This window comes from Paenibacillus brasilensis (assembly GCF_009363115.1).
GTDB lineage: Bacteria > Bacillota > Bacilli > Paenibacillales > Paenibacillaceae > Paenibacillus > Paenibacillus brasilensis.
The window spans coordinates 4,034,248-4,058,720 of the sequence record NZ_CP045298.1; the positions used below are offsets into that span (position 1 = coordinate 4,034,248).

General features: G+C 41.3%; 21 protein-coding genes and 2 pseudogenes. 18 read left to right on the forward strand and 5 right to left on the reverse strand.

All coding sequences use genetic code 11. The features are described 5' to 3' along the window. The first annotated feature begins 541 nt into the window (after positions 1 to 541). Both GCU48_RS19180 and GCU48_RS19185 read left to right on the forward strand, forming a co-directional pair. Positions 542 to 1,801: a WXG100 family type VII secretion target gene (locus GCU48_RS19180; RefSeq protein WP_152381116.1), complete on the forward strand. Its 1,260-nt coding sequence runs from the start codon at positions 542 to 544 to the stop codon at positions 1,799 to 1,801. Then, positions 1,802 to 2,131: a hypothetical protein gene (locus GCU48_RS19185; protein WP_152381117.1), complete on the forward strand. Its 330-nt coding sequence runs from the start codon at positions 1,802 to 1,804 to the stop codon at positions 2,129 to 2,131. A gap of 137 nt (positions 2,132 to 2,268) precedes the next feature. Here GCU48_RS19185 and GCU48_RS19190 read toward each other — a convergent pair whose 3' ends face one another. Continuing rightward, on the reverse strand, positions 2,269 to 3,144 hold the full coding sequence (locus tag GCU48_RS19190; RefSeq protein WP_208811869.1) for an IS3 family transposase: 876 nt from the start codon (positions 3,142 to 3,144) through the stop codon (positions 2,269 to 2,271). Between the two features lie 38 nt (positions 3,145 to 3,182). Then, a complete protein-coding gene (locus GCU48_RS19195) occupies positions 3,183 to 3,494 on the reverse strand; it encodes a transposase (RefSeq protein ID WP_152378781.1) in 312 nt (103 codons plus the stop codon). Between the two features lie 250 nt (positions 3,495 to 3,744). On the opposite strand from GCU48_RS19195, the gene GCU48_RS19200 reads away from it, so the two are divergent. The 9 genes and pseudogenes from GCU48_RS19200 to GCU48_RS19240 all read left to right on the forward strand — a co-directional run. After that, the gene (locus GCU48_RS19200; protein WP_152381119.1) at positions 3,745 to 5,142 is read left to right on the forward strand and encodes a helix-turn-helix domain-containing protein; all 1,398 of its coding nucleotides are present in this window, start codon (positions 3,745 to 3,747) and stop codon (positions 5,140 to 5,142) included. A gap of 181 nt (positions 5,143 to 5,323) precedes the next feature. After that, a pseudogene (locus tag GCU48_RS19205) lies at positions 5,324 to 6,524 on the forward strand (WXG100 family type VII secretion target). Next, the gene (locus GCU48_RS19210; protein ID WP_152381120.1) at positions 6,517 to 6,870 is read left to right on the forward strand and encodes a hypothetical protein; all 354 of its coding nucleotides are present in this window, start codon (positions 6,517 to 6,519) and stop codon (positions 6,868 to 6,870) included. Before GCU48_RS19205 ends, GCU48_RS19210 begins: the two are co-directional and overlap by 8 nt. Positions 6,871 to 7,362: 492 nt before the next feature. Continuing rightward, entirely contained in the window at positions 7,363 to 8,076 is a 714-nt protein-coding gene (locus GCU48_RS19215; RefSeq protein ID WP_167518729.1) for a helix-turn-helix domain-containing protein, read from the forward strand. 88 nt (positions 8,077 to 8,164) lie between these two features. Next, positions 8,165 to 10,069, forward strand: coding sequence for a CHC2 zinc finger domain-containing protein (locus tag GCU48_RS19220; RefSeq protein WP_152381122.1), 1,905 nt, complete (start codon positions 8,165 to 8,167; stop codon positions 10,067 to 10,069). A 599-nt stretch (positions 10,070 to 10,668) separates the two neighbouring features. After that, the gene (locus tag GCU48_RS19225; RefSeq protein WP_152381123.1) at positions 10,669 to 11,475 is read left to right on the forward strand and encodes a hypothetical protein; all 807 of its coding nucleotides are present in this window, start codon (positions 10,669 to 10,671) and stop codon (positions 11,473 to 11,475) included. 440 nt (positions 11,476 to 11,915) lie between these two features. Further along, complete coding sequence (locus tag GCU48_RS19230; protein ID WP_013309546.1) at positions 11,916 to 12,101, forward strand: helix-turn-helix domain-containing protein; 186 nt, start codon at positions 11,916 to 11,918, stop codon at positions 12,099 to 12,101. A 98-nt stretch (positions 12,102 to 12,199) separates the two neighbouring features. Next, positions 12,200 to 13,327 carry a site-specific integrase gene (locus GCU48_RS19235; RefSeq protein WP_152381124.1) on the forward strand — a complete coding sequence of 376 codons (1,128 nt, stop codon included), beginning with the start codon at positions 12,200 to 12,202 and terminating at the stop codon, positions 13,325 to 13,327. Positions 13,328 to 13,396: 69 nt separating this feature from the next. Next, positions 13,397 to 13,603, forward strand: a pseudogene (locus GCU48_RS19240) (YunC family protein); the annotation flags it as partial. Positions 13,604 to 13,752: 149 nt separating this feature from the next. On the opposite strand, the gene mtnA reads toward GCU48_RS19240, so the two are convergent. Both mtnA and mtnK read right to left on the reverse strand, forming a co-directional pair. Further along, positions 13,753 to 14,862, reverse strand: coding sequence for an S-methyl-5-thioribose-1-phosphate isomerase (gene mtnA / locus GCU48_RS19245; RefSeq protein WP_152381125.1), 1,110 nt, complete (start codon positions 14,860 to 14,862; stop codon positions 13,753 to 13,755). 5 nt (positions 14,863 to 14,867) lie between these two features. Beyond that, on the reverse strand, positions 14,868 to 16,091 hold the full coding sequence (mtnK, locus tag GCU48_RS19250) for an S-methyl-5-thioribose kinase (protein WP_152381126.1): 1,224 nt from the start codon (positions 16,089 to 16,091) through the stop codon (positions 14,868 to 14,870). Positions 16,092 to 16,376: 285 nt separating this feature from the next. Between mtnK and GCU48_RS19255 the strand changes: the two genes are divergently transcribed. From GCU48_RS19255 to GCU48_RS19285, 7 genes are all read left to right on the forward strand, one after another. Further along, a complete protein-coding gene (locus GCU48_RS19255; RefSeq protein ID WP_152382210.1) occupies positions 16,377 to 16,847 on the forward strand; it encodes a Dps family protein in 471 nt (156 codons plus the stop codon). Between the two features lie 441 nt (positions 16,848 to 17,288). Continuing rightward, entirely contained in the window at positions 17,289 to 18,071 is a 783-nt protein-coding gene (sufC, locus tag GCU48_RS19260; protein WP_007429648.1) for a Fe-S cluster assembly ATPase SufC, read from the forward strand. A 23-nt stretch (positions 18,072 to 18,094) separates the two neighbouring features. After that, a complete protein-coding gene (gene sufD, locus GCU48_RS19265; protein WP_152381127.1) occupies positions 18,095 to 19,399 on the forward strand; it encodes a Fe-S cluster assembly protein SufD in 1,305 nt (434 codons plus the stop codon). Next, positions 19,396 to 20,619, forward strand: coding sequence for a cysteine desulfurase (locus GCU48_RS19270; RefSeq protein ID WP_152381128.1), 1,224 nt, complete (start codon positions 19,396 to 19,398; stop codon positions 20,617 to 20,619). Before sufD ends, GCU48_RS19270 begins: the two co-directional genes overlap by 4 nt. Continuing rightward, complete coding sequence (gene sufU, locus GCU48_RS19275) at positions 20,609 to 21,031, forward strand: Fe-S cluster assembly sulfur transfer protein SufU (RefSeq protein WP_152381129.1); 423 nt, start codon at positions 20,609 to 20,611, stop codon at positions 21,029 to 21,031. Before GCU48_RS19270 ends, sufU begins: the two co-directional genes overlap by 11 nt. Before the next feature lie 30 nt (positions 21,032 to 21,061). After that, positions 21,062 to 22,459, forward strand: a complete 1,398-nt coding sequence (gene sufB / locus GCU48_RS19280; RefSeq protein WP_025717668.1) for a Fe-S cluster assembly protein SufB — start codon at positions 21,062 to 21,064, stop codon at positions 22,457 to 22,459. A gap of 332 nt (positions 22,460 to 22,791) precedes the next feature. Beyond that, complete coding sequence (locus tag GCU48_RS19285; protein WP_152381130.1) at positions 22,792 to 23,172, forward strand: YmaF family protein; 381 nt, start codon at positions 22,792 to 22,794, stop codon at positions 23,170 to 23,172. A gap of 211 nt (positions 23,173 to 23,383) precedes the next feature. On the opposite strand, the gene GCU48_RS19290 is transcribed toward GCU48_RS19285, so the two are convergent. Beyond that, positions 23,384 to 24,448: an HD-GYP domain-containing protein gene (locus GCU48_RS19290; RefSeq protein WP_025717666.1), complete on the reverse strand. Its 1,065-nt coding sequence runs from the start codon at positions 24,446 to 24,448 to the stop codon at positions 23,384 to 23,386. Positions 24,449 to 24,473 lie beyond the last annotated feature (25 nt).

The window sequence follows — 24,473 nt, forward strand, 5'->3', positions numbered from 1 at the left end:
ACAAAGGATCTACTTACGAGCCGAATGGACAACATGGAGGAATGTGAAAATAAAATGGTCTCCAAGTTCAAGATCACAGTCGAACCTAGAAAATATTCTTTAGAGGTTAGATGAGATTTCTCGTCTAGCCTTTTTGTTATATATGGAGTGAGAGATGGAAGCGCCAATCTGGAAGGGAATAATCAATATACATATGGAATCGGTGAGCAAAATAATTTTGGTCACCAAAAAACGCAAGCTGATGTTGCTCAGGAACTTGGCATCACGAAACAGCAGTTACACAACTACAAAAAACTCCCAACTCTTATTCCTGAGTTGCAGGATATGGTTTAGGATCAAAATTTGAAAGCAAGGATTGCTATACTCTAACTTAGGCATCACTTAACAGCGATATACACTACTTTAGTCGTAGTAATCTCTATTTTATCTCAGTCCAATTGTCACATAATTAAAAAGGGAATTTCAGGATAATAGGTGGATATCCCTAAACATCTCCTTCTGATAAGATAATTTCCATCTAAATTAAAATGGACGTGATCAAATGGGGAGAATATTGGTTCCGCCTGACAAGCTTGTGGAAGTGGCTGACCAGTTCTTGCATGGTAAACACGAAATGGAACGTATGTTGAATTTACTGAATGGAAGAATTGATTTTGTCCAACAAGGTTGGTCTGGTGCTACCCGAGAGAGGTTTTTCCAAGATTTTCAGGTCTCTAGACAATCCATGGGCGTGACGCTTGAACGACTTTCTACGGTTGCACAAGAACTCATTTTTATTTCAAAAAATTTCACACAGGTAGATGGAGAAAAAGTCGTACTGGATGTGCCGGGGAATGGTGTGCCTGTTAAAACGGCACCAAGCGGTGAAGGTTGGTTACATAAAATCTTTGAACAAATCGGACAAACTGAGATAACCAAGGCTGAAGCTCAGATGGAAGCTAGCAAGCTTCAAGGTGAAATTTTATGGGATACTGCTCAGGGAGCAAAAGGAGCCATTCAGGAAGATTTAACCTTGGGGATGTTGCCTGACAAAGATCGTGACTATGAGCATCCTATGGCTGCTAAAGTAGGTGAAATTCTCGGCCACGTAGCTACGACCTTGCAGGGTGCTGGTGAGGTAATCGTTGGAACAGGTGGAGAAGGATTATCAGTTGCTGTTTCATCTACTGGAGTTGGTAGTATAATCGGAATACCTGGATTGATAGGCTCAGCGGCTTTAGCAGCGCATGGAGGTACAACCGCAGTTAAAGGCGCAAGCGGAATAGGGAAAAGCTCAGCAGAATTGTGGCAGATGGCGAAGGGAGAAGGTGGAGGTAAAAATTCAAAGCCTTCAAGTTCCCCCGTACATCATGAAGTGACAAGTCAATCGCCTTCTACGATAAAAAATCCAAAAGAAGTGGAGATTGTCAATAAAAAAGGTGAATCAATAGGAGAATTCGATGAAATTGATTTGAAAAAGAAAATATTCTATGAAGATAAATCTGCGAAAGGATTAGATAAAGTAAATCCTAAGACAGGTTTACCTGCTCAAACGCCCCAAGAATTTACGGATAAACAATTATTAAAGAAGACTCGAAATCGAATTAATGAACTAGAAAATAATGCATTTACTACAAGAGCAACAAAAAATAGTTCATCTGATATCCCACATCTCGATAGTATTAAAGATATTCGGGAATTTGTATTTAGATTAGATGGTGATACACCTGAATTGAGAAAAGCTGCCGAGAACAGCCTAAATCAGCTTAAAAAGGAGTTTCCAGATTATAAATTTAGTGTCCAGTTTGGAGGAGGAAAATAAATGTCAGTTAGCGTTATGATACTCGAACCACAAAATGAGTTTGAAAAAAGTTTTTTTCTTCCCGTTGCGTCAGAATCATTTTTTAATGAATGTTGGCAACCAGCTATCGAATCTTTAGGATTACAATGGATAGATTTATTTTCAACAGGAGTTGATGTTGAAGAGGAAGACCTACCTATTATTTTATCTGAGCTTCGACAACTTCAGAATTGGGCAGAAAGAAATTTAGGAGAGGATCACAAAAGTAAGCTCGTTGAACGAGTAACAACACTCATAGAAAAATTGCCTAGCGCGTTTCAGCGTAAGGAAGCAGTTGTTTTTATAGGGTAGTGATAATTTGGATTAAAGGGTGTATAAATCGAATACACCCTTTCTTCATGCAGGGGTCATTAGATTAGTTATATCGGATTAACCCCCTAAGTTTGGACACTAACTCTCTCTTGCTCATCCAGACTTCGTTTTTGAAATTATACACGAACTTCTCGGATCGGAATCGGTTTTGTCTGGTTTTTCTCATAAAACTGAGACGGCGACAAATCGCAAATGCTGGAATGAATTCTTCGTTCATTATAAAAATGAATGAATTCAGTGACGGCTTCATAAGCTTCGCTGTACGTTTCAAAGTCGTAGCGAGCCAAGCATTCATCCTGCAATAACCTATGAAAAGATTCAATATGTGCGTTCATATTCGGTGTTCGTGGAGGAATGCGTTCATGCTCCACTCCAAAGCTTTTACAGGCAGAAAACCCATGAGAAATAAACTGAGGGCCATTGTCTGAACGAATCACAGGTTTGGTTTGCACCTCAAATAATTGTCTCTTAAACAAGGCCGTTTGTAACGTTCGGATCACACCTTTGGCCTCGCACCGCAATCCTATATGGTAAGCAACCACAGAACGGTCGCAAACATCGAGGCAAGACTGAATGAAGAAAAATCGGTCTTCTCCTGCAATATAACCGTACTTAATGTCCGTCTCAAACAGTTGGTTCGAATTCGTAATCATCCGATTTCGTGCCAGTTTCCGTGGGTAAGATGAGTTCACTTTTCGCTGTGGTCGCAGGATGTTCAATTCTCTGCACAATCGGTAAACCTTCTTTTTGTTAATAATTAGGCCATCATCTCGGCGTAAAGCGACGGTTAATTTTCGGTATCCATACGCATGGCCGTCTGCAGAAATCAACTCCATAATCCGTTCCATAATCTGAGCATCCGGTACTTTTACGCCGTCCGAACGCAGCGAATATCCTGGCTTTTGTCGTCCCCCACTTGCTGTTTTCTCGATCAATTTTCTATTTTTATGGTAGTAGTAACTAGATCTCGGGATGTTGGCCAGTCGTAGCACAAGCGTGACGGCATATCCTTCACAAATGTAGTGTTCTGCTACTTCCACTTTTTCAGCAAATGAGGGTTTTTCTTTTTTATCAAGTCACGCAGTATCGCAATCTCTAGTGCCTGTTCACCCAGTAGTTTCTTCAATTGATCATTTTCTTGGGAAAGCACTTTGGAATCTAGTCCATGTATGGTTTCCAGTGAAGTTTCACCATATTTACCTTCTTCAAATTCCTTTACCCAACGGTGAAGCATATTGACGGCAATTTCATATCTCCGGGCTACAGCTGCCTTATTCCCGGTTTCGATGGCTTCCTTGACGATTTGGCGTTTAAATTCTCTAGAATGTTTATTTCGTGTCATTTTCTCAGCCCCTTATCACTAGTAGTGTAATCCATATACACTCTTAGTGTCCAAGTTCACTAAGGGGCTAAAGAGAAATCATCGCAAACTATCCCAAAAGGTATCTAAATCACATATATGAAAGGTATATGATTTTATGCCAAAAGATGGTATGATAAATTACGGAAAGGTTATTCTATCATATGATTGCAATAGTTTTCTTTTTATAAGTTGATATCCTACAAGTTCCTGATAAGGGGTGTGTTATGGCATGAAGCATACACCTACGATTTCGGCAGAGTTTGAAGATTATCTGAAACAAAATAACATGACGTTGGGTCAATTTGCGGAATATTCAGGTGTTCATCAAAGAACTCTTAGTAATTGGATTACTCAGCATCGTCCTGTTTCCGTGGAGCAGCTTGATCGAATCACTTTGGCTATGGGTCTTCCCGAAGGCTACTTTTACGAACTATATATTGAAAATTATATCATCGAACGTTCCCCGAATATGAGACGAATCGAGCCATTATTGTATCGTTGTGCGGAGTTGGACAAGCTGGATGCGATTCATCGAATGGTTGGACATATTATGGACAATCTACTCTATTCACCCAAACTATTTGAAATAGCGGAAACCTTATTCGCACAGGGGCGACATGATGCTGCTCTGCTGCTCTATGAGGGTGTAGCTGAAACGGAAAAGTATCAGCACTCTGAACGCCTAGCCATCTGCCAGTATCGTTTGTTCACAATTCAGGTTGGTGACGATCAAAACCGAAATGTCAGGGCAGCTTCGATATTTGAAGCTTTTGTTGAGCGCCTAGATGAAATAGACCAGCTTGACGCATTGAAGGACTTGGCTAACGTATACAGGTCTTTGCGTAAATGGGACAAGGTAGAGGAAATGGCAAGAAAAATGAAGGAGAAGGCGAAAGTTCAATATTTGATGAAACATCAACAGAAGAAGCGAGAGCATAATGAGGCTGCAAATAAGCTGAGTCGTCCCATGTTTGTGTACATTACCTATGCCGACATGTTGTGTGCAGGTGTATGTGAAGCCCAAGGCGATTATCAACAAGCTCTACAATTTACATACGCCTACGCTAATTTAGATTGGGTCAAAGAGACGGACGAGGATACCCGCCACTGGATCGGTTTGTTTCAACATTGGGCAGAAGGTAATACTTACGTATTTAAGCTTTTGTCTGGGGATACAAGTGGGCTTCTGGATTATGTTGAATATATTTGTACTTCACCTGATAAGTCGGAAAAGGAAATGGTTGCTAAGTTGATGAACGTAATGCTTGCTGCTAACCGATATCAGATTGATGTAGATAACATACTTCGGCGTTTTGAAACGGAGATTAATTTTATTACCCAACAGCAACCATCTGCTGATATGTATACTCATCAAGTAGTACCAGAACAATCTACGCGTTTTAAATATGAATTAGCTAAATATTACTTAAATAGAGGTAGATACTCAATTGGATTTAAATATTTGTTAGACGTTTTATCTAAATCAATAGCTATTAATAAAGAAGCTTTTTTTATTAGGTGTATAAGATTATTTGAGCAATTTAAAGAATCTGCAGACGTTCAAGCTTATTCAAATTACGAAACTTTAGTTAGTAAAGGGAAAAAATATAAATTATTTTATTATTGATTGTCGTAACTATGTCCACTTAAACAATTTATGATATGGTTGAGAATTATCATGGCACGTTTTAAGTCTTTAGATGTAGGTAGAAAGGTTAATTCTTCTTATAACAATTAGGAATTAAGATGGTTTTCCATAAATTTGAATAGTGTTATTATGTCATAACGAACTCAAACAGAGGTATATTATGACAACCATTAAAGTGACACCAGAACAGCTTATGTCTGTATCCAAGCAATTTGACCTTGCACAACAAACGGTAACTCAAATGAATAGTAATTTAGTACAACAAATTTCATCTATGGGGCAATTGTGGGAAGGACTGACTAAAGAACATTTTTACTATTCCTTCCAGACCTCTCAGAAGAATATGGCTGACTTTGTTACCCTGACAGATTCTATTGCAAAAGAATTGCGTCATCATGCGGATAAATTTAGATTAGCTGATCTAATGGAAGCAGGTAATATTGACGCAAGTTGTTTACCACCTCCACCTAATTCATGTGCTGTTCCTGCTCCAGATACACGGAATGCGTTTCAGAAATCAGTAGATAGCTTAACTGAGCTAGGTCAGGATTTTGTAGACGCTAATTCAGTACGCTATGAGAAAAAATTCGATTCAGTCTGGAGCTTCCTTGATTATATGACCTACAGTATTCCCAAGGGTATGTATGAAGGTTACATGGAACGGGCAGCCAAACAAAACGATTCATGGAATGACATGCTCAATTTCGGTACATTTGGAGTAACAGGTATGATTCAGGGGGCATTCAATCCCACCAATGCCTGGTCAAAGAAACACTGGGCTAATATGATCGGTACAGCCGGATTATTTGGAGGAGTCAGTTCAGTAATCAAACCCAAACTTGGGATTGGTAATACAATAAAGTTTAATGGTGAGATAAGACCATTTCCCAAAGGGCATGAATTAGATTTGAAATCGTGGGAAGAGATGCCTGTAAGTGGTCAGAGGAAGGTAACGCCAACTGGACACAGAATTATGAATGTTAGTGAAATGAAGTCATTTAAAAAAAGAAATGGATGCACTAGATATAAAGGTTTTGATTGATAAGAAAGATAAAATTTTGCCTGAAAGTGCTGCGGCTGGTTTTAATCCAGCTACGGGAGAAATAGTTTTGAGAAAAGAACCGACAAATTTGAGTGCAATTCATGAGTCATATCATGCCAAGCAGTGGAAGGAACTAGGGAAGGATAACTATTTACAACAAAGCACTCTTGAGAGAGAAGAATTCGTTTATAATGAAATCATGAAAAATAAAGAGCTATTTAATGATGGTGAAATTCTCTTTTCGCAAAAATATATCTATAAATTAAGAAACGGGGAATGGCCTCCACCGGGCTGGAAAGGTTTTGAAAATAATGAGTGAAAAGATAAACAAACATCTCACAGCAGAACAAGCTATGCAAATAGCTGAGAGCTACAAGGAGAAGTATGACCTTTCTGGAACAATAGACGGTACAAAGGAACGTACTGCAAAATTTTATAATCAGTTTGACGATTCCAATCTTCCAGTTTGGCTTGTAATGGTAAGTATCATTCCAACTATATTTGAAGCAGATGATGAGTATACAATTGTGATCTCAGATGCAGAGGCACAGGTTAAATATCTTATTGATCCTAATGGACATTATTATGCTCCTCATACAAAAGAGGATGGATTGACGGACGAAGAATTTGATAAATTATGGAATGAAGATTCAGAAAACAATTAATCCACGAAGCTTACTCCTTTAACAATAAAACGAGAGTGAGCTTTTTTATAGTTATCCAATCTCAATAAAGGGGGATGGTATTTGCATGCACCTTCCTTGAAACGAAGGTGCGCCAAATATAACTCACCATGCTCTAAACCGTGACAACTGTTGTACTTGGGTAGGCTAAAAAAGTCTATACATAATGCATATATATTCAAGGATGTGGCTGAGTCAATTGGTGAAAACGGATGGAGTAGGATCAATTTACCCAAATAATAGCGACTCGAATTTTTCGCTTCCTTTATATATGCATATTTGTCAGCTTCATATTAATTATGATGTAACGAATCATCGCGCTTAAAGTTTAAATAATCTCAGTTTAAATCTAACAATTCAGGTTTTTTATACTGTAATTTAGAATGTAAAAAAAACTATTGACTAATTGATTAGCCATCTGTTATATTGTGTTTAAAGGAAATGCCTAATCGATTAGTCAAAGGAGGGGTGGAATTGATTGGACTTGAACACATAGTCAAAGTTTACAATGGTACATATAAAAAACTAGCTGAGAAGCTAGGGATATCTTCTCCAACAATAATGGGATGGTTGAGCAAAAAAAGGCCAATTCCTAAGTCGAAATTGGAGGCACTTTCGAAAATGTTTGGAATTGATGAGGAGTATTTTCATAAAGAATTAAATGAAGTGGAGAAAGTCCAGATTGAATTAGAATATTTAAATCGACTCTCTAAAAAAAACTCAATGCTTATTCCAGATGTTGTTCAAGATGATGAAGGCATTCAACATGAAATAATGGTGATGTTCGATCCACATGAACATGAAATCCGAGCAAAGTACGAAGAACTAGCCATACAGAAACTTCTCTTGAGGCTGAAGGGAGTTCTATATAACGAGTCGTTTTCAAGTGATTTTTCTCTTGATTTTCATTTTAATTTACTGAAAGGAGTCTGTGACATTCTTGAGGAAGATAACTATTTTCAAGTTACTGACAGAGGTATAGAAATTGAAGGGAATTCAAGTCAAGTTACTGCTATTCAAACACTAGTATATATTCTGAATAACGAGAATAAACTGGCATTTGGACATAGAGAAGAGAACGCTTTTACTCTAGAATTAGAGGCATTACTCCATAAATATAAGTTACTTTCTCCAAGTCATGTCTTGGGAATTAAGGAAGATCCATTCTTTAAAGATGTGGATCATTAGCGAGAAAATAAGACTTTATGCGATTGTTCTTTGAAAATCAAACACGTTTTTTAAGTTTACAAATTAACGAAGGGAGTAGTATGTACTTTTGAAAGATAAATTTAAAATAATGCTAGATGAGCAGACATACACATCTAAACCAACGGATGCTGGTGGGATTGTTAATCGTATAGTGAAGAATCCAACAGATCTTACTATCGAGGAGCTAATCCTAGCGATAGAACAAGGTAGGACGGTACTACCAGCTTTTTTGGGACATGCATATAACGGAAAGATTAGAAAGTCTAAAGAGTGTTGGAGTAGCCAACAACTGGTTTTCTTGGATTTTGACAATGAAAGCGAAGTATTTGATCCTTTACCGGAGAAACCGAACAATAAAAAGAAGATAAAAGATATTCATATGACGTATGATGAAGCGATTGAGCATTTTAAGGATATTGCTTTATTCTTATATAAGTCGTTTAGTTGCACAGACGATCATCCTAAACTCAGAGTCGTTATTGCGTTGGACAGGGTAGTCTACAACAGAGATATAATTAGGAATATATTCACGAGATTTAAACAGTTGTATCCATACATAGATAGTAAGTGTTTAGAAGAAAGTCGGTTATTTTACGGTGGAACGGATGCATATAGATTTGATTTCGATAATCGACTAAACGTAGATCAGTTTTTGGAACAAGATGAGGGGAAGAAGGGGTTACATTATATCTTATCTTATAGTAATAATATTCCCCCCTTTTGCCTACCAAGTATCCAAGGTAAATCAATACAGACCACAGATAATAATATCGAATACATAATCAATCGTGATGTTAGCTACTTACAATCAGTCATTAAACCTGTTGCAATTTCATTATCACAGTATGATTTATATGAGTATCTCTATAAAATAGACTTCTCGACTTTACTAGGAGTCAATCATAAACACTGCTGTATGTACCATAATGACAACAGTCCTTCAGCCTTAATTAAGGTTAAAGAAGACACTGGGGATTATATGTATCATTGTTTTGGATGTGGGTTCTCAGGCAATATCATTACATGTATCGAAAAAATGTTTGAAGATAGGCAAATAGAGATCAGGCGTGGGCAGGTTGTAGAACTACTTAAAGAAATCTATATGATTGATGATCAGCTTTCTGTATGGGGAGAGCAGCAAAAACGAGAACTCGAATCCAATATAGCACTGTTGTTAAGCCGAGAATTAGAGGAACTGGAACCAAATCTACATAAACTGATTGTGAGGAATGTCCCCAATCTGGTGGCACTACACAATGTAGCAATACAGAATATTACAAGTGAAAACTACACAGATAATAAAGGAAACGTTCTTTTCTTTAAGGATTTAAAAAGTATCACGGTAGCTTTAGGTAAAAGTTCTGTTGATAAAGTGGCTAAGGACATCAATTTTTATACATATTTAGGAATGTTAAATAAGATCAATCCAAAAGAGCTACCTAAGAGTTTGAGGAAGAAAGCAGTTGAATTCCAGTTAAAGAATCATTATAAGTATCAGAAAAACTTTTATTCGTTCCCTTCTTATACTATCAGTGTGCGGAGATCTGCTGAGCAGAGAGCTGTGGAATGGAAAGAGAAGGGATACACAAAAAAGGAATTAACGCGAGAGATGATTTACAGAGGTCATGGAGAAGAAGTAGCAGATACAGTTTATCCTCAGATGAAGGGTGAAAAATTCTCTGAAACCAATGTAGCTGTAGCAGATGAATTAGTTAAGATTGGCTTATCGCTTATTGAACAAAAGGGCTGGACGACAGAAAAAGAAATCCAAGAGAATTTACATTTACATTGGAAAGGACAGTCTATATACAAAGCTGGGATGATAAAAACCATTCGGGCTGAATTTCTGGAGTCTTACGGATTGGTCAAGAAAAAGCTGAATAAAGAGTTATCCGAGAGACTAGGTATTGACGTTCCGACGAATGGTAAAGGGAATCCTTGTTATCCTCAGATTATCTATAAAGCGGATTAGTTATGGGCTGAGAAGGTAAAATAAAAAATCCTTCTCAGAGCCTTTCTTTAGTGCATCCTTTTCTCTGAATATTCTATCATGAAATTAAGATATTTCTTCATAGACAAGATATTTGTATGGGTAAGGACAACACCCATCATTTATAAATAAATCTATCGGGATTAGAGCGTCAGAATGGATATGAAAGGGGTGATGCGCTTGATCTAGTGCTGGATTGTTTTCACTATGAAGTAAGCCAGAATTATATAAAATAATACATATAAGAAGGAGCAGCAATTAAATGAATAGTACAATAAATATCCCTGTAAAAATGCAGGTCGATGCAGGTGTAATGTATGAATGATTCTTGAAAATTATCGAAAGAACAGAAGACGTTATGCAAAAGGTAGACTTTTCTATTAATGAGGAATTGCAAATGCTACGCAACAAAGGGAAACAAGTGGCAGAAAGCATGACAGTTCAGTTAAAGAAGATGATTAAAGGATCAATTGATTTAAATTTAACATGATTACTTAGATTTAATGAATAAATTTTGTAGAAAATAATTCGATAATCTAGGAAGTACTAGCAAGTAATATATACATATAAAGGGAGAAACTATGAACAAAAACTTTGAAATCAAACAAAAGCTCAACGAGATTGATGATTGTATGATGCAGATGATTAGTGCTTTTGAGGATTTAAAGGCAGATCGAAAGTTCGCAGTATCACAGGCTGGTTTAATCAGAACGTCCAAGGAAGCCATAGAATTAATGACAGATGTATCTTATAGAATACCAAAAATAAAAACGACAAGTGCCATCATTTATCTGAATAATAAGGTCAATAAGGTTGATCAATATGAAAGAGTATTTAGAAAGGCATCAAACGAAGCAAAGGCTATTTGTACATATGTACGCGACAATCTAAACGCTTTAACCAAACAGGTTAAGAATGATTTTGAGTCGAAGAAGGCTATGATGCTCGATATTGACTCCAGCTTAAAGGAAGCTTTTGAGAAGAATTATCCTAGTCTACAACACTACATAATCTTCTTCGATATGTGTCCTCTTACAAAAGATGAGTTCCTTGGACTGTTCTCCTTTAATCGGGATAAATATAGGGACGATTGGAGCAGAGTGAACTATAAAGGAACGATTGAAGCAATTGAGGATTTGCCGGATGTAATTGACGGAACTGCGTTCCTAGAATTTGCTGCTACGGATGGTGTTTTATTGAATGACAGTGCAGTTTCAGGATACCTCATACATGAATGTATTAAATTGATGAAACAACAGGGCTTTGATGTATTGGATATGGTTCAGGATATAGTTGGACAACCGTTGCCATCATTCACAAGTACAGTGGATGAGCTTGGGAATATCACAGACATGAAATTGAATAGACCAAATTTAAAATTAGTATAAGTATCTTGCACAAATTCTATATGATTTGGTTACTGATGAAAATTCAGGAGTAACTTTATTCTTAAAAGACGTACATGACAACAAAACATTCAGATAAGCATGAAATCCAAGCGTCCAACAATTGGGCGCTCTAGTCTTCTCCCATAGAAGAGAACAGCAGATAAAATCAACATTTTACAATCAGGTGTTGTATTTAAAGAGTGACCAGCAGAATTAGCATAACATAGAATGGCTTCACACAGGCGTAAATGTTGTTCTAGGGCGTATATGGTTTCGATTAGCACAAGAGGGAAGGACTATAAATTTGGAAGCTAAGAAGACAAGCTAGAGTCTATACATAAGAAGTTGAGAAATAGCACGGCAAGATTTATGAAGCAGTTAAACAAGGAATGGAATAGGACAAATTAAAACATACATAGGAGTATTTTGAGGTGAGCGTGATGACTAAAACGATGGAAAGTGGAAGAGTTATGATTGGTGTGACAGATATTATGCGTAAGATGGGAATCGGGCGAGATAAGGCATATGAGTTAATTAAATCCAAGCAGTTTTACACCATAAAATTAGGAACCAGATATCTGGTGCATGAAGATGTGTTTGAAGACTGGATGAAAGGTCGGTTATAGCTGATTACAAGTAGGTTAAGGGAGGCTTTCATGTGGTATGATTACTTTTAGTCACATGCTTGACCTCCTTTCTTATTGTCACAAGAAGGGAGTTTTAAATGGCAGAACCTTTTGTTAATGAGAAGACAAAAAAATGGGATTTTGTTTTTGGTTATTACGATGAGACTGGGAAGAGGCGGCAAATCCGCAGAAAAGGCTTTAAGACAAAACGTGAAGCAAATGATAAGATGATTGAGCTTCAGAATGATGTGAAGAATAAAGAATATATCAGGAAAGATAACACTACACTCAATGAGTTTATGGATTACTGGCTGGATAACATCCGGGTTCATGAATGTGGCGAAACAACGCTTTACAATAACAAGTTGTATTTCAAAAATCATATTAAGCCTAAATTCGGAAAAATAAAGTTGCAAAATTTTGATTTATTGAAATGTCAAAATTTCGTGAATGAGTTGCACAAGAAGAATTTTGCGAGGAATACAATAGATCGCATTACAACGATGGTCAAAAAAGTATTTGATAAGGCGATTGAATATGGCTTCATCAAAGAAAATCCCATGCGAAAAGTGACACTTCCCAAGCGAATAAAAAAAGAAATGTCTATTTGGACGCTGGAACAAGTGAATCATTTTCTCCAATGTACCAAAGAAGATCGTTATCATTGTGTTTATGGACTCGCTTTATTAGCAGGAATGAGACAAGGGGAGATTTTAGGGTTAAGATGGCAGGATATTGATTTTGAATCAAAGACAATTACCATTAGACAAACGCTTGCTCATTATGGAACTCGGATCAAATCTGGAGCTAAAACCACCGCCGGGGAACGTAAAATATCTATACCTAATAAACTGATTGGGATTCTTGAAGAACAGCGTAGGCTATATGAAGCTTACAAAGTGAAGTGGAAAAGAGAGTTTGGAGACGGTTTTGTCGATATGGATATTGTTATTTTCAATTTAAAAAATGGTAAAACAGTGTTCCCTGCTAATTTGTCCAAGGCTTATAAAAAGGATGTTATAAGTGCCAAGCTTCCGCATATCCGTTTCCATGATATGAGACATACCCATGCGACGATGCTGTTGGAAAAGAAAATGAATGTCAAAGTGATTTCAGAGAGATTAGGTCACAGTAAGATATCTGTCACGCTGGATACGTACAGTCATGTACTTCCTAGTATGCAACAAGAGGTAGCTGATGAGCTTGAGCAGATGATCATGTTGTGATTTTTGTGACCTTTTTGTGACCTCAAATGAGTTGTTGCTTAAAAACTGTTGATATAAAAGGCTTTTTTGAGGGTTCACATCATGTGTGGTGCACTGGATGTCGGATTGCTCAATGAGCGGCTGGGAGATCGGAAAATTCTCGCCGCACGAGCTGTGGGGGTAAAGACACTGAAGGAATTGCTGGAAGCGCCGATGGAATCGGTGACGACGGAAGCCGAGCAGCTGGGGATTAAGCCAGGTATGCCAGGATACGAAGCACTTTTGAAACTAGTCTAAATAAAGTTTATACACCATGCCGCATACAAAAGTAGAGGAGCAAAAAACGAAAAACCGGGGCTCCTTGGCTCCGGTTTGTTCTATGAGAAATCACTTTATCAATAAAACAATTCAGTCCTCATACGGGCAGATTGATCTGCAAGAACAGATCAATCTGCAAACAAGGCGGTTAGACTGTCGCTAAAGGGAGCCTGGACAATCCCTTTTTCGGTAATGATGGCGGTAATATACTCATGAGGGGTAATATCGAAAGCCGGGTTGTAGACTTTGATGCCCTGCGGGGCCGTCCTTTTGCCAAAGCTTTCGGTAATCTCCTCCGCAGAACGTTCTTCAATGGGAATATCTGCGCCTGTTGCAGTCTGCAAATCAATTGTAGATAGCGGCGAGGCTACATAAAAAGGAATGCCATGCGCCTTTGCCAGCACAGCCAGGCTATAAGTGCCGATTTTGTTGGCCACATCGCCGTTAGCGGCTACTCGGTCTGTGCCGACAATGACGGCCTGTACCCATCCTTTGGACATTACCATGCCCGCCATATTATCACAGAGCAGAGTTACGTCAATACCTGCCTGCTGAAGCTCGAAAGCGGTCAGGCGCGCACCTTGCAACACGGGGCGGGTTTCGTCGGCAAATACTTTCAGATGGATGCCATTCTCCTGTGCAAGGTACATAGGCGCGAGTGCTGTTCCGTATTTCGCTGTCGCCAATCCGCCTGCATTACAGTGAGTGAGGACGCCCATTCCGTCCTCGAACAAAGGTAAAGCATGGACGCCGATCTGGCGGCATACTTCCTCATCCTCTGCCTGAATGGCTACGGCTTCATGCTCCAGCCCGGCATTCCAGTCCTCGACCTGACCACCGCCAGCTTCAGCGATGACCTCCCCGGCTCGTTTTTTCATGCGGTCCAATGCCCAGAACAGATTCACAGCCGTAGGTCGTGACGTAGCCAAATGTCCGCAGACACCGTGTACATGCTCCAGCCACCCAGCCGCGTCTGTACCGTCATATGCGGAGGCACCCAGTACAACGCCGTAGGCAGCAGCCATGCCGATGGCAGGTGCACCGCGTACCTTCATAGCATGTATGCCATCCCATACTTCCTCAGCTGTGAACAAATCCAGCATGACAATCGTCTCGGGCAACAAACGCTGATCCAGCATGGATAACCGGTCGCCTTTCCATACTAGCGAGGACAGAGCCTGACCAGACACTGCGGCTTTTGCAGAGGTTACTGGGGTAGATCCCTTTTTTTTACTCATATCCACTATGCTCCTTTATTTGGGGCAGCCGTTGCTGTCCGAACAATGTCTCCCAGTTCCTGAATCGAATGCAGCTCGCGATTGCGGAGAACCAGGGCTTTACCAATAGATAACGCCAGACGTTCGGCGGCTTCCTTAAGGTCAGGATCGGCAATTGTATCAATATCCGCTACATGCGACAGGCTGATGATACGGCGAATCACTTTGCAGCCTGCAAAGCCAGCCGTATCTTGCAGCACTTTCTGGAGGTACAAATCCTGATAGCCGGTCGTACGTGCCATAGGGGCGGTGACATGCTCGTCCCATAGCTTGCGGAATCTGCTTTCAAATTGCTCCCATACCTGAATCGCTGTCTGCAAAAGCCAGTCACGGCGTTCCTGTACAGCCTTCTCGCCAGAAATCCAGCCGGGCTGGGCTGCGTAGTTTAATAGCAGGTTGGCAATGACCGCCCCGATATCAAAGCCCATCGGTCCGTAGTAGGCAAATTCGGGATCAATGACTTTTGTAGATTCTGTTGTGACAAAAATACTTCCTGTGTGAAGATCACCGTGCAACAGCGCTTCAGTCCGTGTCAGAAACTTTTCCCGCAGCAAAGCCACTTCCAGGTGAAGGGCCTGATCTGTCCGGAGTGCCTCCGCTTCGTCTTCAATGTACTCACCGTAGTTGTTATTATCCGAGAATCGATAGGGTTCATCCAGAATAAGATCCTCCGTTATTTTGCAAAGATCCGGGTTAATAAAGCGTTTAACCAGGTCTTTTTTAGCCTGCTGATTCATGCCCAAATCGGAAGTGAAAAAGAGCGTGCGTGCCAGAAATTCTCCGATATGATCAGCAAAATGCGGATAGGTATTCCCCTCTATTAATCCTTTGCGCATGATTGTGTATGTGCTAAGATCCTCCATCACGGTCAGCGCAAGCGCGTCGTCATAGCCTAGTACGGCAGGAACCAATTCAGGGCAAATTTGGTGCTCCTGTTGAAGTGCCTCGCGTTCAATGCGAGCACGATCCAGCGACAGCGGCCAGGATTCACCTACAATTTTCACATAGGGAAGTGCCTGCTTGGCAATGATACTCTTGTCAGATTCAGAATCTGTAATATGAAAAACCAGATTCAGGTTACCGTCACCGATTTCTCGGCATTCCAGACGGGCTTCCTGACTAAAAAATCCGGGGATGTTCTTCACGAATTCGATTGCTTCTTCTGTCGTTAAAGGATGATATTGGGACAACGAAGTCACCTCCATAAATTGTGCACGGTAAAATAAGAAAAAATATACAATATTAAACCAAGTATTTTGATAGGATAGAAAAAGTATAACGAAAATCGGTGAAGTTTTGTACATTTTTTTTCTTTTGTTTCATCGCGATATAGGAAGGGTAATGAATAAACAGATGTCCGGCAGGTGATCATGGCATATGATCGTTACGATGCCCGCTGGTGTCTCTCCGTCAGCATGGCGGTGGATAAAGATCGTTTATGAATGTCAATTTAATAAAAAAGGAAGGGATTTATGATGGCTAAAACAACAAGTAACTCGAAAAATACGCAAACCAATTCGGTGGAGGAACTTTTAAACCGTCAAGTCGCTAACCTGAATGTGTTATATGTGAAAATTCATAACTATCACTGGTATGTGAAAGGCTCCAGTTTTTACACTCTTCATGTTAAGTTTGAAGAGCTTTACAATGAAATTACATTGAAAATGGACGAGATCGCCGAGCGTCTGCTCGCATTGAAGGGTTCTCCTTCCGCAACGTTAAAGGAATATCTGGAGCTGTCCTCGATTCACGAGGCAACCGGCAGTGAAGATGCTCCGAAAATGGTACAAACGCTGATCGAGGATTTTGCAACTGTATGCGAAGAGTTTCAGGAAGGTATTGAGCTTGCAGAAAGCACCTCCGATCAACCTACCGCAGATTTGCTGATCGGCTATAAAGCGGATCTGGAAAAACATATGTGGATGCTGCGTTCCTATCTGGGGTAAATCAGAAGGAACTTCAGCAAAATGTCAATTCGGACAGTTTAATAGCACCCCATACAGATGGGCTGCTTTGTAATAAACCCTTTACATTTAAAAACGCTACTGACGTCATGCTGTCAGTAGCGTTTTTATGGCTAAAAAAGAAATCCTACACCTTCAAGTTGAGCAAAAATATAAGTGTATAATGAATCTGGAGGATGTATTTGGCTATTTGTGTGCAGGATAGAATGAACATTTTATGAAGAAAGGCGAATAACGTGCGTCTGTTGGTTGCACCCTTAAAGCTATTTATTATAAAATAGCTTGAGAATCATTGAGAATCAGTTTAGAATGATTATAAATAAATTTTTAACTATTGTTCTGCTTGAAATCAGGGGGCTCCCCTGTTTAGATATACTTTCTGATTTCGACACCACACTACAAATTTTGGAGGGTATTCCGAATATGGCTACAAACTTTAAGATTGAAGGTCTCAAAGCGACCATTGAAGGCAAGGAAATTTTGAAAGGTATTAACCTCGAAATGAAAGGTGGAGAAATCCACGCGATCATGGGTCCTAACGGTACAGGTAAAAGTACATTGGCTTCTGCTTTGATGGGTCATCCTAAATATGAAGTCACAGAGGGCAACGTAACTTTGGATGGAGAAGACGTGCTGGACATGGAAGTGGATGAGCGCGCACGCGCGGGATTGTTCCTGGCGATGCAGTATCCGAGCGAAATTGCAGGGGTAACGAATTCCGACTTTTTACGCAGTGCCATTAATGCACGCCGTGAAGAAGGACAAGAAATCTCTCTGATCAAGTTTATCCGTCAAATGGAAAGCAAAATGAAGGAGCTTGAAATGAATCCTGAGTTTGCTCACCGTTATCTGAACGAAGGCTTTTCCGGTGGTGAGAAAAAACGGAATGAAATTCTGCAAATGATGATGATTGATCCGAAAATTGTCATTCTTGACGAAATCGACTCCGGTCTTGATATTGATGCTTTGAGAATCGTGGCTAACGGTGTGAACGCTATGCGTTCTGAGGACCGTGGTTTTCTCGTGATTACCCACTACCAACGTCTGTTGAACTATATTAAGCCTGATTATGTGCACGTTATGATGCAAGGACGTATCGTTAAATCCGGTGGTCCTGAGCTGGCTGAACGTCTGGAAGCAGATGGCTACGATTGGATCAAGGAAGAGCTGGGCATCGTTGACGAAACTGTAGGACAAGAGGCGTAAGCCGGAAGCGAGGAGGAAAACTGATGAGTACACAAACAATCCTTCCGGTAGATTCCGAGCAACTGCGTGTTCTGTCTGAACGTAATGGCGAGCCGTCTTGGCTGACCGAAGACAGACAAAAAGCACTTGAGCTTGCAGGCAAACTGGAGCTTCCGGTATTTGAAAAAACCAAAATCGAACGTTGGAATTTGAACGATTACGGACAACATAAAAACAGTGAGGCGATTGCATCGCTGGGGAAGGTTCCCTCAGCTATTGCTAATCTGGTAAAAGAACAGCAGGAGGGCGGTCTGATCATTCAGCGCAACTCCGGCGCGATATACGTAAAGCTGAACGAGGAACTGGCAGCACAAGGTGTCATTTTCACGGATTTACAAACAGCGGTTAAGGAACATGGTGATTTGGTTAAAGCGCACCTCAACACAGTTGTTAAGGCTGAGGAAAATTCATTGTCTGCATTGCATGCAGCACTCTGGAACGGTGGAGTATTTGCTTATGTGCCTAAAAACGTAGAGCTGAACGTTCCGCTTCAGGCTGTTTTCCTGACGGATGATGCGACAGCGACGTTCGCGCCGCATGTACTGCTCATTGCCGAAACCCATAGCTCTGTAACCTATGTAGACAACTATGTATCTGCAGATTTGACGGCACCTGTTATTCATAACGGTGCAGTAGAAGTGGTTGCGAATGCAGGAGCCAAAGTTCGTTATGCAACGGTTCACCAGCTAGGGGAACAAGTAACAGATATTTCTATTCGTCGTGCTACATTGGGCAATGATGCCGCTATCGAATGGATTGTGGGCGAAATGAACAACGGCAACACAGCGAGCAATACCATGTCTGTACTCAAAGGCAATGGCTCCAACTCGGATGCCAAGGTCATTGCTGTAGGTTCTGGCTCACAAAAGCTGAACTATACGACACAAGCGCAGCATTTTGGCAAAAATTCTGCGAGCCAGATGATTACACGCGCAGTTATGCGTGAAGAAGCGTCTTCCATTATTAACGGAATTACAAAAATCGAAAAAGGTGCTACTAAAGCAGACGGCCAGCAAACAGAACGTGTTCTGATGCTTAGTCCGAAAGCGCGTGGCGACGCTAACCCAATCCTGTTGATTGATGAGGATGATGTAACAGCAGGTCACGCAGCATCGGTCGGTCAGGTTAACCGCGAACAAGTATATTACTTGATGTCCCGCGGGATTAGTCGTGCAGAAGCCGAACGTCTGATTATTTATGGCTTCCTCGCGCCAGTCGTATCTGAAATTCCGCTCGAAGGCCTTCAACAGCAGCTGCAAAGCCTTGTTGAAAGGAAGTTGGGCCAATGAATACTGCATTGATTCGTGAACAATTCCCGATTTTACATCAGGAGATTAACGGTCATCCGCTGGTTTATTTGGATAATGCGGCCACTTCGCAAAAGCCGTTGGCGGTCATCGAGGCGATCAAGCACTACTACGAATATGACAATTCAAATGTTCACCGCGGTGTGCATACGCTGGGCAGCCGTGCTACGGATGCTTATGAAGGTGCACGTGAGAAGGTAGCCCGTTTTCTGAATGCGAAGCGCAGCCAGGAAATTATTTTCACAAGAGGAACAACAACAGCGCTGAATCTGGTGGCTTCTTCCTATGGCAGGGCCAACTGCCAAACGAGTGATGAAATTGTCATCACTACGATGGAGCATCACAGTAATCTGATTCCATGGCAGCAGGTAGCCAAAGCCACAGGTGCGACTTTAAAATATATTCCGCTTCAAGAGGATGGCAGTGTTGATCTTGCTGACGTGGAAAATACCATTACAGAAAACACCAAAATTGTAGCCATTGCGCATGTCTCCAATGTGCTTGGCGTTGTGAATCCTGTCAAAGAGATTGCTGCTATTGCTCATCGCAAAGGCGCAATTATCGTCGTCGATGGTGCACAAAGCGTGCCGCATATGAAAGTAGACGTGCAGGACATAGATGCTGACTTCTATGCTTTCTCGGGTCATAAAATGTGTGCTCCTACAGGGATTGGAGCGTTGTACGGCAAGAAGGCACTGTTGGAAAACATGGAGCCGATTGAGTTCGGCGGGGAAATGATCGACGATGTGGGATTGTATGAATCCACATGGAAGGAGCTGCCTTGGAAATTCGAAGGTGGAACCCCGATTATCGCTGGAGCTGTCGGCTTGGGAGCGGCTATTGATTTTCTGGAAAGCATCGGTCTGGATGCAATCGCACAGCATGAAAAACGTCTGGTCAACTATGCTCTCGGGCGGCTTCGTGAAGTGGAGGGTCTGAAGATTTATGGCCCGGCAGATCGTCATGTGGGACTCGTAACGTTCAATTTGGATGATGTGCATCCGCATGATGTAGCTACCGTACTGGATAGCAAAGGGGTGGCAGTACGTGCAGGCCATCATTGCTGCCAGCCATTGATGCGCTGGTTGAAAGCCAGTGCAACCGCACGAGCCAGTTTTTACCTTTATAACACGGAAGCAGATGTCGACGCTTTGGTCAGCGCCTTAATCCAAACAAAGGAGTATTTTGGCGATGCAACTTGATGACTTGTACCGACGCGTGATTATGGATCATTATAAAAATCCGCGGAATCGCGGTCGTTTTGAGGATGATGCGGTCACGGTGGATTTGAACAATCCAACGTGCGGTGACCGGATTTCCCTTCAGCTTAAAACGAAGGACGGCATGGTTGAAGATGCTCGTTTTACAGGCGAAGGCTGCTCGATTAGTATGTCCTCTGCTTCGATGATGACGGAAGCGGTCAAAGGAAAAACGATTGATCAGGCACTGGATATGGCGAGTCGTTTCTCTTCTCTGATGAAGGGGGAAGCCGTAGAATTCGACGATTATGAAGAACTGGAAGCTTTGTCCGGCGTTAATAAGTTCCCGGCTCGCATTAAATGTGCAACCCTGGCTTGGAATGCGCTGCGCAAAGGAATTGATGAAGATAAATAATATAACTAGGATAGAGGAGGTTTGAGAAACATGGCCAAGAAAGCACCGGAAATGGAAGAGTATAAATATGGCTTTCGTGATGAGCACAAGTCCATTTTCCAAACAGGTAAGGGTCTCACTCCGGAAATTGTAAAGGAAATCTCCAAAATTAAAGGTGAACCGGATTGGATGTTGGAGTTCCGCCTGAAAGCATTGAAACAGTTTGAAAAAATGCCAATGCCAACCTGGGGCGGAGATATGGATGAGCTGGATTTCAACGATATCCAGTACTATGTAAGACCTTCCGAGAAACAAGGAAAAACGTGGGAAGAGGTTCCTACGGAAATTAAGGAAACTTTTGATAAACTGGGGATTCCCGAAGCGGAGCAAAAGTTTTTGGCTGGTGTATCTGCACAGTATGAGTCCGAGGTTGTCTACCACAGTATGCAAAAGGAACTGGAAGAGCAGGGCGTTATTTTCATGGACACCGATACAGCGCTGCGTGAGCACCCTGAGATTCTGAAGGAGTACTTTGCGACCGTTGTACCTCCTGCGGACAACAAGTTTGCAGCACTGAACAGTGCGGTATGGTCAGGTGGTAGCTTTATCTACGTACCTAAAGGTGTAAAATGTGAAGTTCCATTGCAGGCTTACTTCCGCATTAACTCGGAAAACATGGGACAATTTGAGCGTACGCTCATTATTGCCGATGAAGACAGCTTTGTGCACTATGTAGAAGGCTGTACGGCTCCGATTTACAGCACGAACTCGCTGCATAGCGCCGTGGTGGAAATCATTTGTAAGAAGAACGCACGCGTTCGTTATACAACGATTCAGAACTGGGCGCCAAATATCTACAACCTGGTAACTAAACGTGCAGTTGCAGAAGAAAATGCAACGATGGAATGGGTCGATGGCAACATCGGTTCCAAGCTGACGATGAAGTATCCCGCTGTTGTCCTGAAAGGCCGCGGAGCCAAAGGTATGGTCTTGTCCATCGCAGTTGCAGGTAAAGGCCAGCATCAGGATGCAGGGGCGAAAATGATCCACTTGGCGCCAGATACCACATCTACCATTGTATCCAAGTCGATCAGTAAACATGGCGGTAAAGTTACGTATCGCGGATTGGCTTCATTCGGTCGTCAGGCTCAAGGTGCAAAATCAAATATCAAGTGTGATACGTTGATTTTGGATAACCAGTCAACCTCCGACACCATTCCTTATAATGAAATCATGAATGATGACATTACGCTTGAGCACGAAGCAACGGTTTCCAAAGTATCGGAAGATCAGTTGTTCTATCTGATGAGCCGTGGTTTGACGGAAGCAGAAGCGACTCAAATGATCGTTATGGGCTTTATCGAGCCGTTCACCAAAGAGCTGCCGATGGAGTATGCGGTAGAAATGAACCGTTTGATCAAGTTTGAGATGGAAGGTTCCATCGGATAAGGCGCAGCACCCCTTGATACGACAAGGTTTTTTAAGATACTCTAAAGGAGTTAAATCCGAGTGGTGCCGATTTTGTGCCGACTCGGATTTCCTGCTAGATAGGAGACGAACTTTTTAAGTTCGTCTCCTTTTATTTTTCTGTAATGTTTACATATGTGTCAGCAGTTGAATCGTGAAAATTAGAAAGGAACGGGCTATGATTCGGTTTGTTTAAAACGGGGAGGCAGCATTAAAATTTTATTGTTGAGACTGTGGATGATTGCCTAGCACTTAAATATGTTTGCTTAATAGGATGTTTGTGAGCGACATAAACTTAAGGAGGCACACAATGGATGCAGAAGAAGAAAACTGCAGTAAAGAAGAAAACTGCAGTAAAGAAGAAAACTCTCTCTTCTCAACAGACACAGAGGCATGTACATGAATTTGAAGGTAGTACCAAACTGGCTGAAGAAGGCGCAGACCGACATAACCATCGCTTTGCAGGTGTTACTGGGCAAGCGATTCGATTAGGAAGAAGTCATGTCCATGAAATTGATCTTACGAAAACTGATTTCTTGAACCATTTTCATAATCTGAAAAAGATTAGAACAGGACCGGCTATTCCAGTCGGAAATGGCAAGCACGTACATTTTGTTACAGGTCAAACTACATTAAATGATGGTCATGTACACCAGTTTAATTTTGCAACATTGATTCAGTCACCTCTTATTTAATGTACAAATGTAGATGTCGAGCATATTCTATATAGTAGAAGCGTGCTTTTATTGTTTTGATGGCTCTTAATAATTAGATTTAAGCGTACGAAGAGGCTGTCCTTTGTAGGAAAATCCTACGGATCAAGGACAACCTCTTTTTATTCGTGTAGCCTGTGCTTTCGGTAAACCATTTCGTTCTACCGAAGTAACGCCGGGCAGCAGTTGCAGATCAGGATTCCAGATAAACTTCATCAATGGATACATGGCGTTCCTTGGACAAATCTACATACTCATTATCGCTAATCTTCACCAAAGGTCTGAAATAATCAACTGGATTATTCAGAATAATCGTCCCTGTCTGACCTGTGGTTAGAAGGACCTGCTTATTAATAAAATTGGGAAGCATGTGTCGAATGAAGACCTGGGTAGCTTCGGGGTTCAGGTGTCCAAAGCTCATGCTATGCAGCTCGCGTAACACGGCAAGCAGCTCTTGTTTTGTTTGATACACACGATTGGAAATCATAGCGCTATACACGTCGGCAATGGCCGTTATGCTGGCGAAAGGATGAATCTCTTCCTTAAAGAGTCCACGGGGATACCCGCTTCCATCTTCACGCTCGTGATGCTGCAGGGCGACGATTGCTGAAATTTCATCACTGGTCGAATTACGAATGATATCAAAGCCATATTGGGAGTGCTTTTTCATTTCGTGAAATTCTTCTGGCGTTAATTTATCAGGCTTATTCAAAATTTCATTTGGTATCATGGACTTGCCTATATCGTGTAAATATCCGGCTTTACCTGCGGCATAAGCCTCTTCCTCTGTATATCCAAGCCATGTGGCAATGTAATATGAGAGTACACCTACCTGGAGAGAGTGATTATACGTATACTGGTCTCCCCGTTCCATAATTAAAAGCATAGATACGACATCTTTTTGACGAGTCAGCTCTGAAACAAGGGGGCCGAATAGCTCATCAACTCGAGATTCATCAAATTTGCCAGTTGCGGAAGCTTCGAGAAACATGCTCTCAAAGCCACTGATGGTCTGCTCCATGAGGGGGACGGCGCGTCTGAGGGATTCGGGGGAAGTTGGGACATCGGGGGCAAAGTCAACCGGAACGCTCGTCGAACCAGTATCAATGTCAATATAGTCGACACCGTGCATGATAAGCTTGGAGATATCTTCATGCTGAAGCTCGGTGCCCTGAACCAAGACAGGTACACCGTGCCCGTTGTATGTATCGGATTTGAGGCGATCTCCTGGCTTGGCATCGGTAACGTGAACTCTCATGTGCTAACCTCCTTATTGTCGAAAA

What these genes read in the sequence shown, in the direction of transcription:
- GCU48_RS19180 (WP_152381116.1), top strand. Translation starts at nt 542, where the DNA reads ATGGGGAGAATATTGGTTCCGCCTGACAAGCTTGTGGAAGTGGCTGAC.
- GCU48_RS19185 (WP_152381117.1), top strand. Translation starts at nt 1,802, where the DNA reads ATGTCAGTTAGCGTTATGATACTCGAACCACAAAATGAGTTTGAAAAA.
- GCU48_RS19195 (WP_152378781.1), bottom strand. Translation starts at nt 3,494, where the DNA reads ATGACACGAAATAAACATTCTAGAGAATTTAAACGCCAAATCGTCAAG.
- GCU48_RS19200 (WP_152381119.1), top strand. Translation starts at nt 3,745, where the DNA reads ATGAAGCATACACCTACGATTTCGGCAGAGTTTGAAGATTATCTGAAA.
- GCU48_RS19210 (WP_152381120.1), top strand. Translation starts at nt 6,517, where the DNA reads ATGAGTGAAAAGATAAACAAACATCTCACAGCAGAACAAGCTATGCAA.
- GCU48_RS19225 (WP_152381123.1), top strand. Translation starts at nt 10,669, where the DNA reads ATGAACAAAAACTTTGAAATCAAACAAAAGCTCAACGAGATTGATGAT.
- GCU48_RS19230 (WP_013309546.1), top strand. Translation starts at nt 11,916, where the DNA reads ATGACTAAAACGATGGAAAGTGGAAGAGTTATGATTGGTGTGACAGAT.
- GCU48_RS19235 (WP_152381124.1), top strand. Translation starts at nt 12,200, where the DNA reads ATGGCAGAACCTTTTGTTAATGAGAAGACAAAAAAATGGGATTTTGTT.
- mtnA (WP_152381125.1), bottom strand. Translation starts at nt 14,862, where the DNA reads ATGAGTAAAAAAAAGGGATCTACCCCAGTAACCTCTGCAAAAGCCGCA.
- GCU48_RS19255 (WP_152382210.1), top strand. Translation starts at nt 16,377, where the DNA reads ATGGCTAAAACAACAAGTAACTCGAAAAATACGCAAACCAATTCGGTG.
- sufC (WP_007429648.1), top strand. Translation starts at nt 17,289, where the DNA reads ATGGCTACAAACTTTAAGATTGAAGGTCTCAAAGCGACCATTGAAGGC.
- sufD (WP_152381127.1), top strand. Translation starts at nt 18,095, where the DNA reads ATGAGTACACAAACAATCCTTCCGGTAGATTCCGAGCAACTGCGTGTT.
- GCU48_RS19270 (WP_152381128.1), top strand. Translation starts at nt 19,396, where the DNA reads ATGAATACTGCATTGATTCGTGAACAATTCCCGATTTTACATCAGGAG.
- sufU (WP_152381129.1), top strand. Translation starts at nt 20,609, where the DNA reads ATGCAACTTGATGACTTGTACCGACGCGTGATTATGGATCATTATAAA.
- sufB (WP_025717668.1), top strand. Translation starts at nt 21,062, where the DNA reads ATGGCCAAGAAAGCACCGGAAATGGAAGAGTATAAATATGGCTTTCGT.
- GCU48_RS19285 (WP_152381130.1), top strand. Translation starts at nt 22,792, where the DNA reads ATGCAGAAGAAGAAAACTGCAGTAAAGAAGAAAACTGCAGTAAAGAAG.
- GCU48_RS19290 (WP_025717666.1), bottom strand. Translation starts at nt 24,448, where the DNA reads ATGAGAGTTCACGTTACCGATGCCAAGCCAGGAGATCGCCTCAAATCC.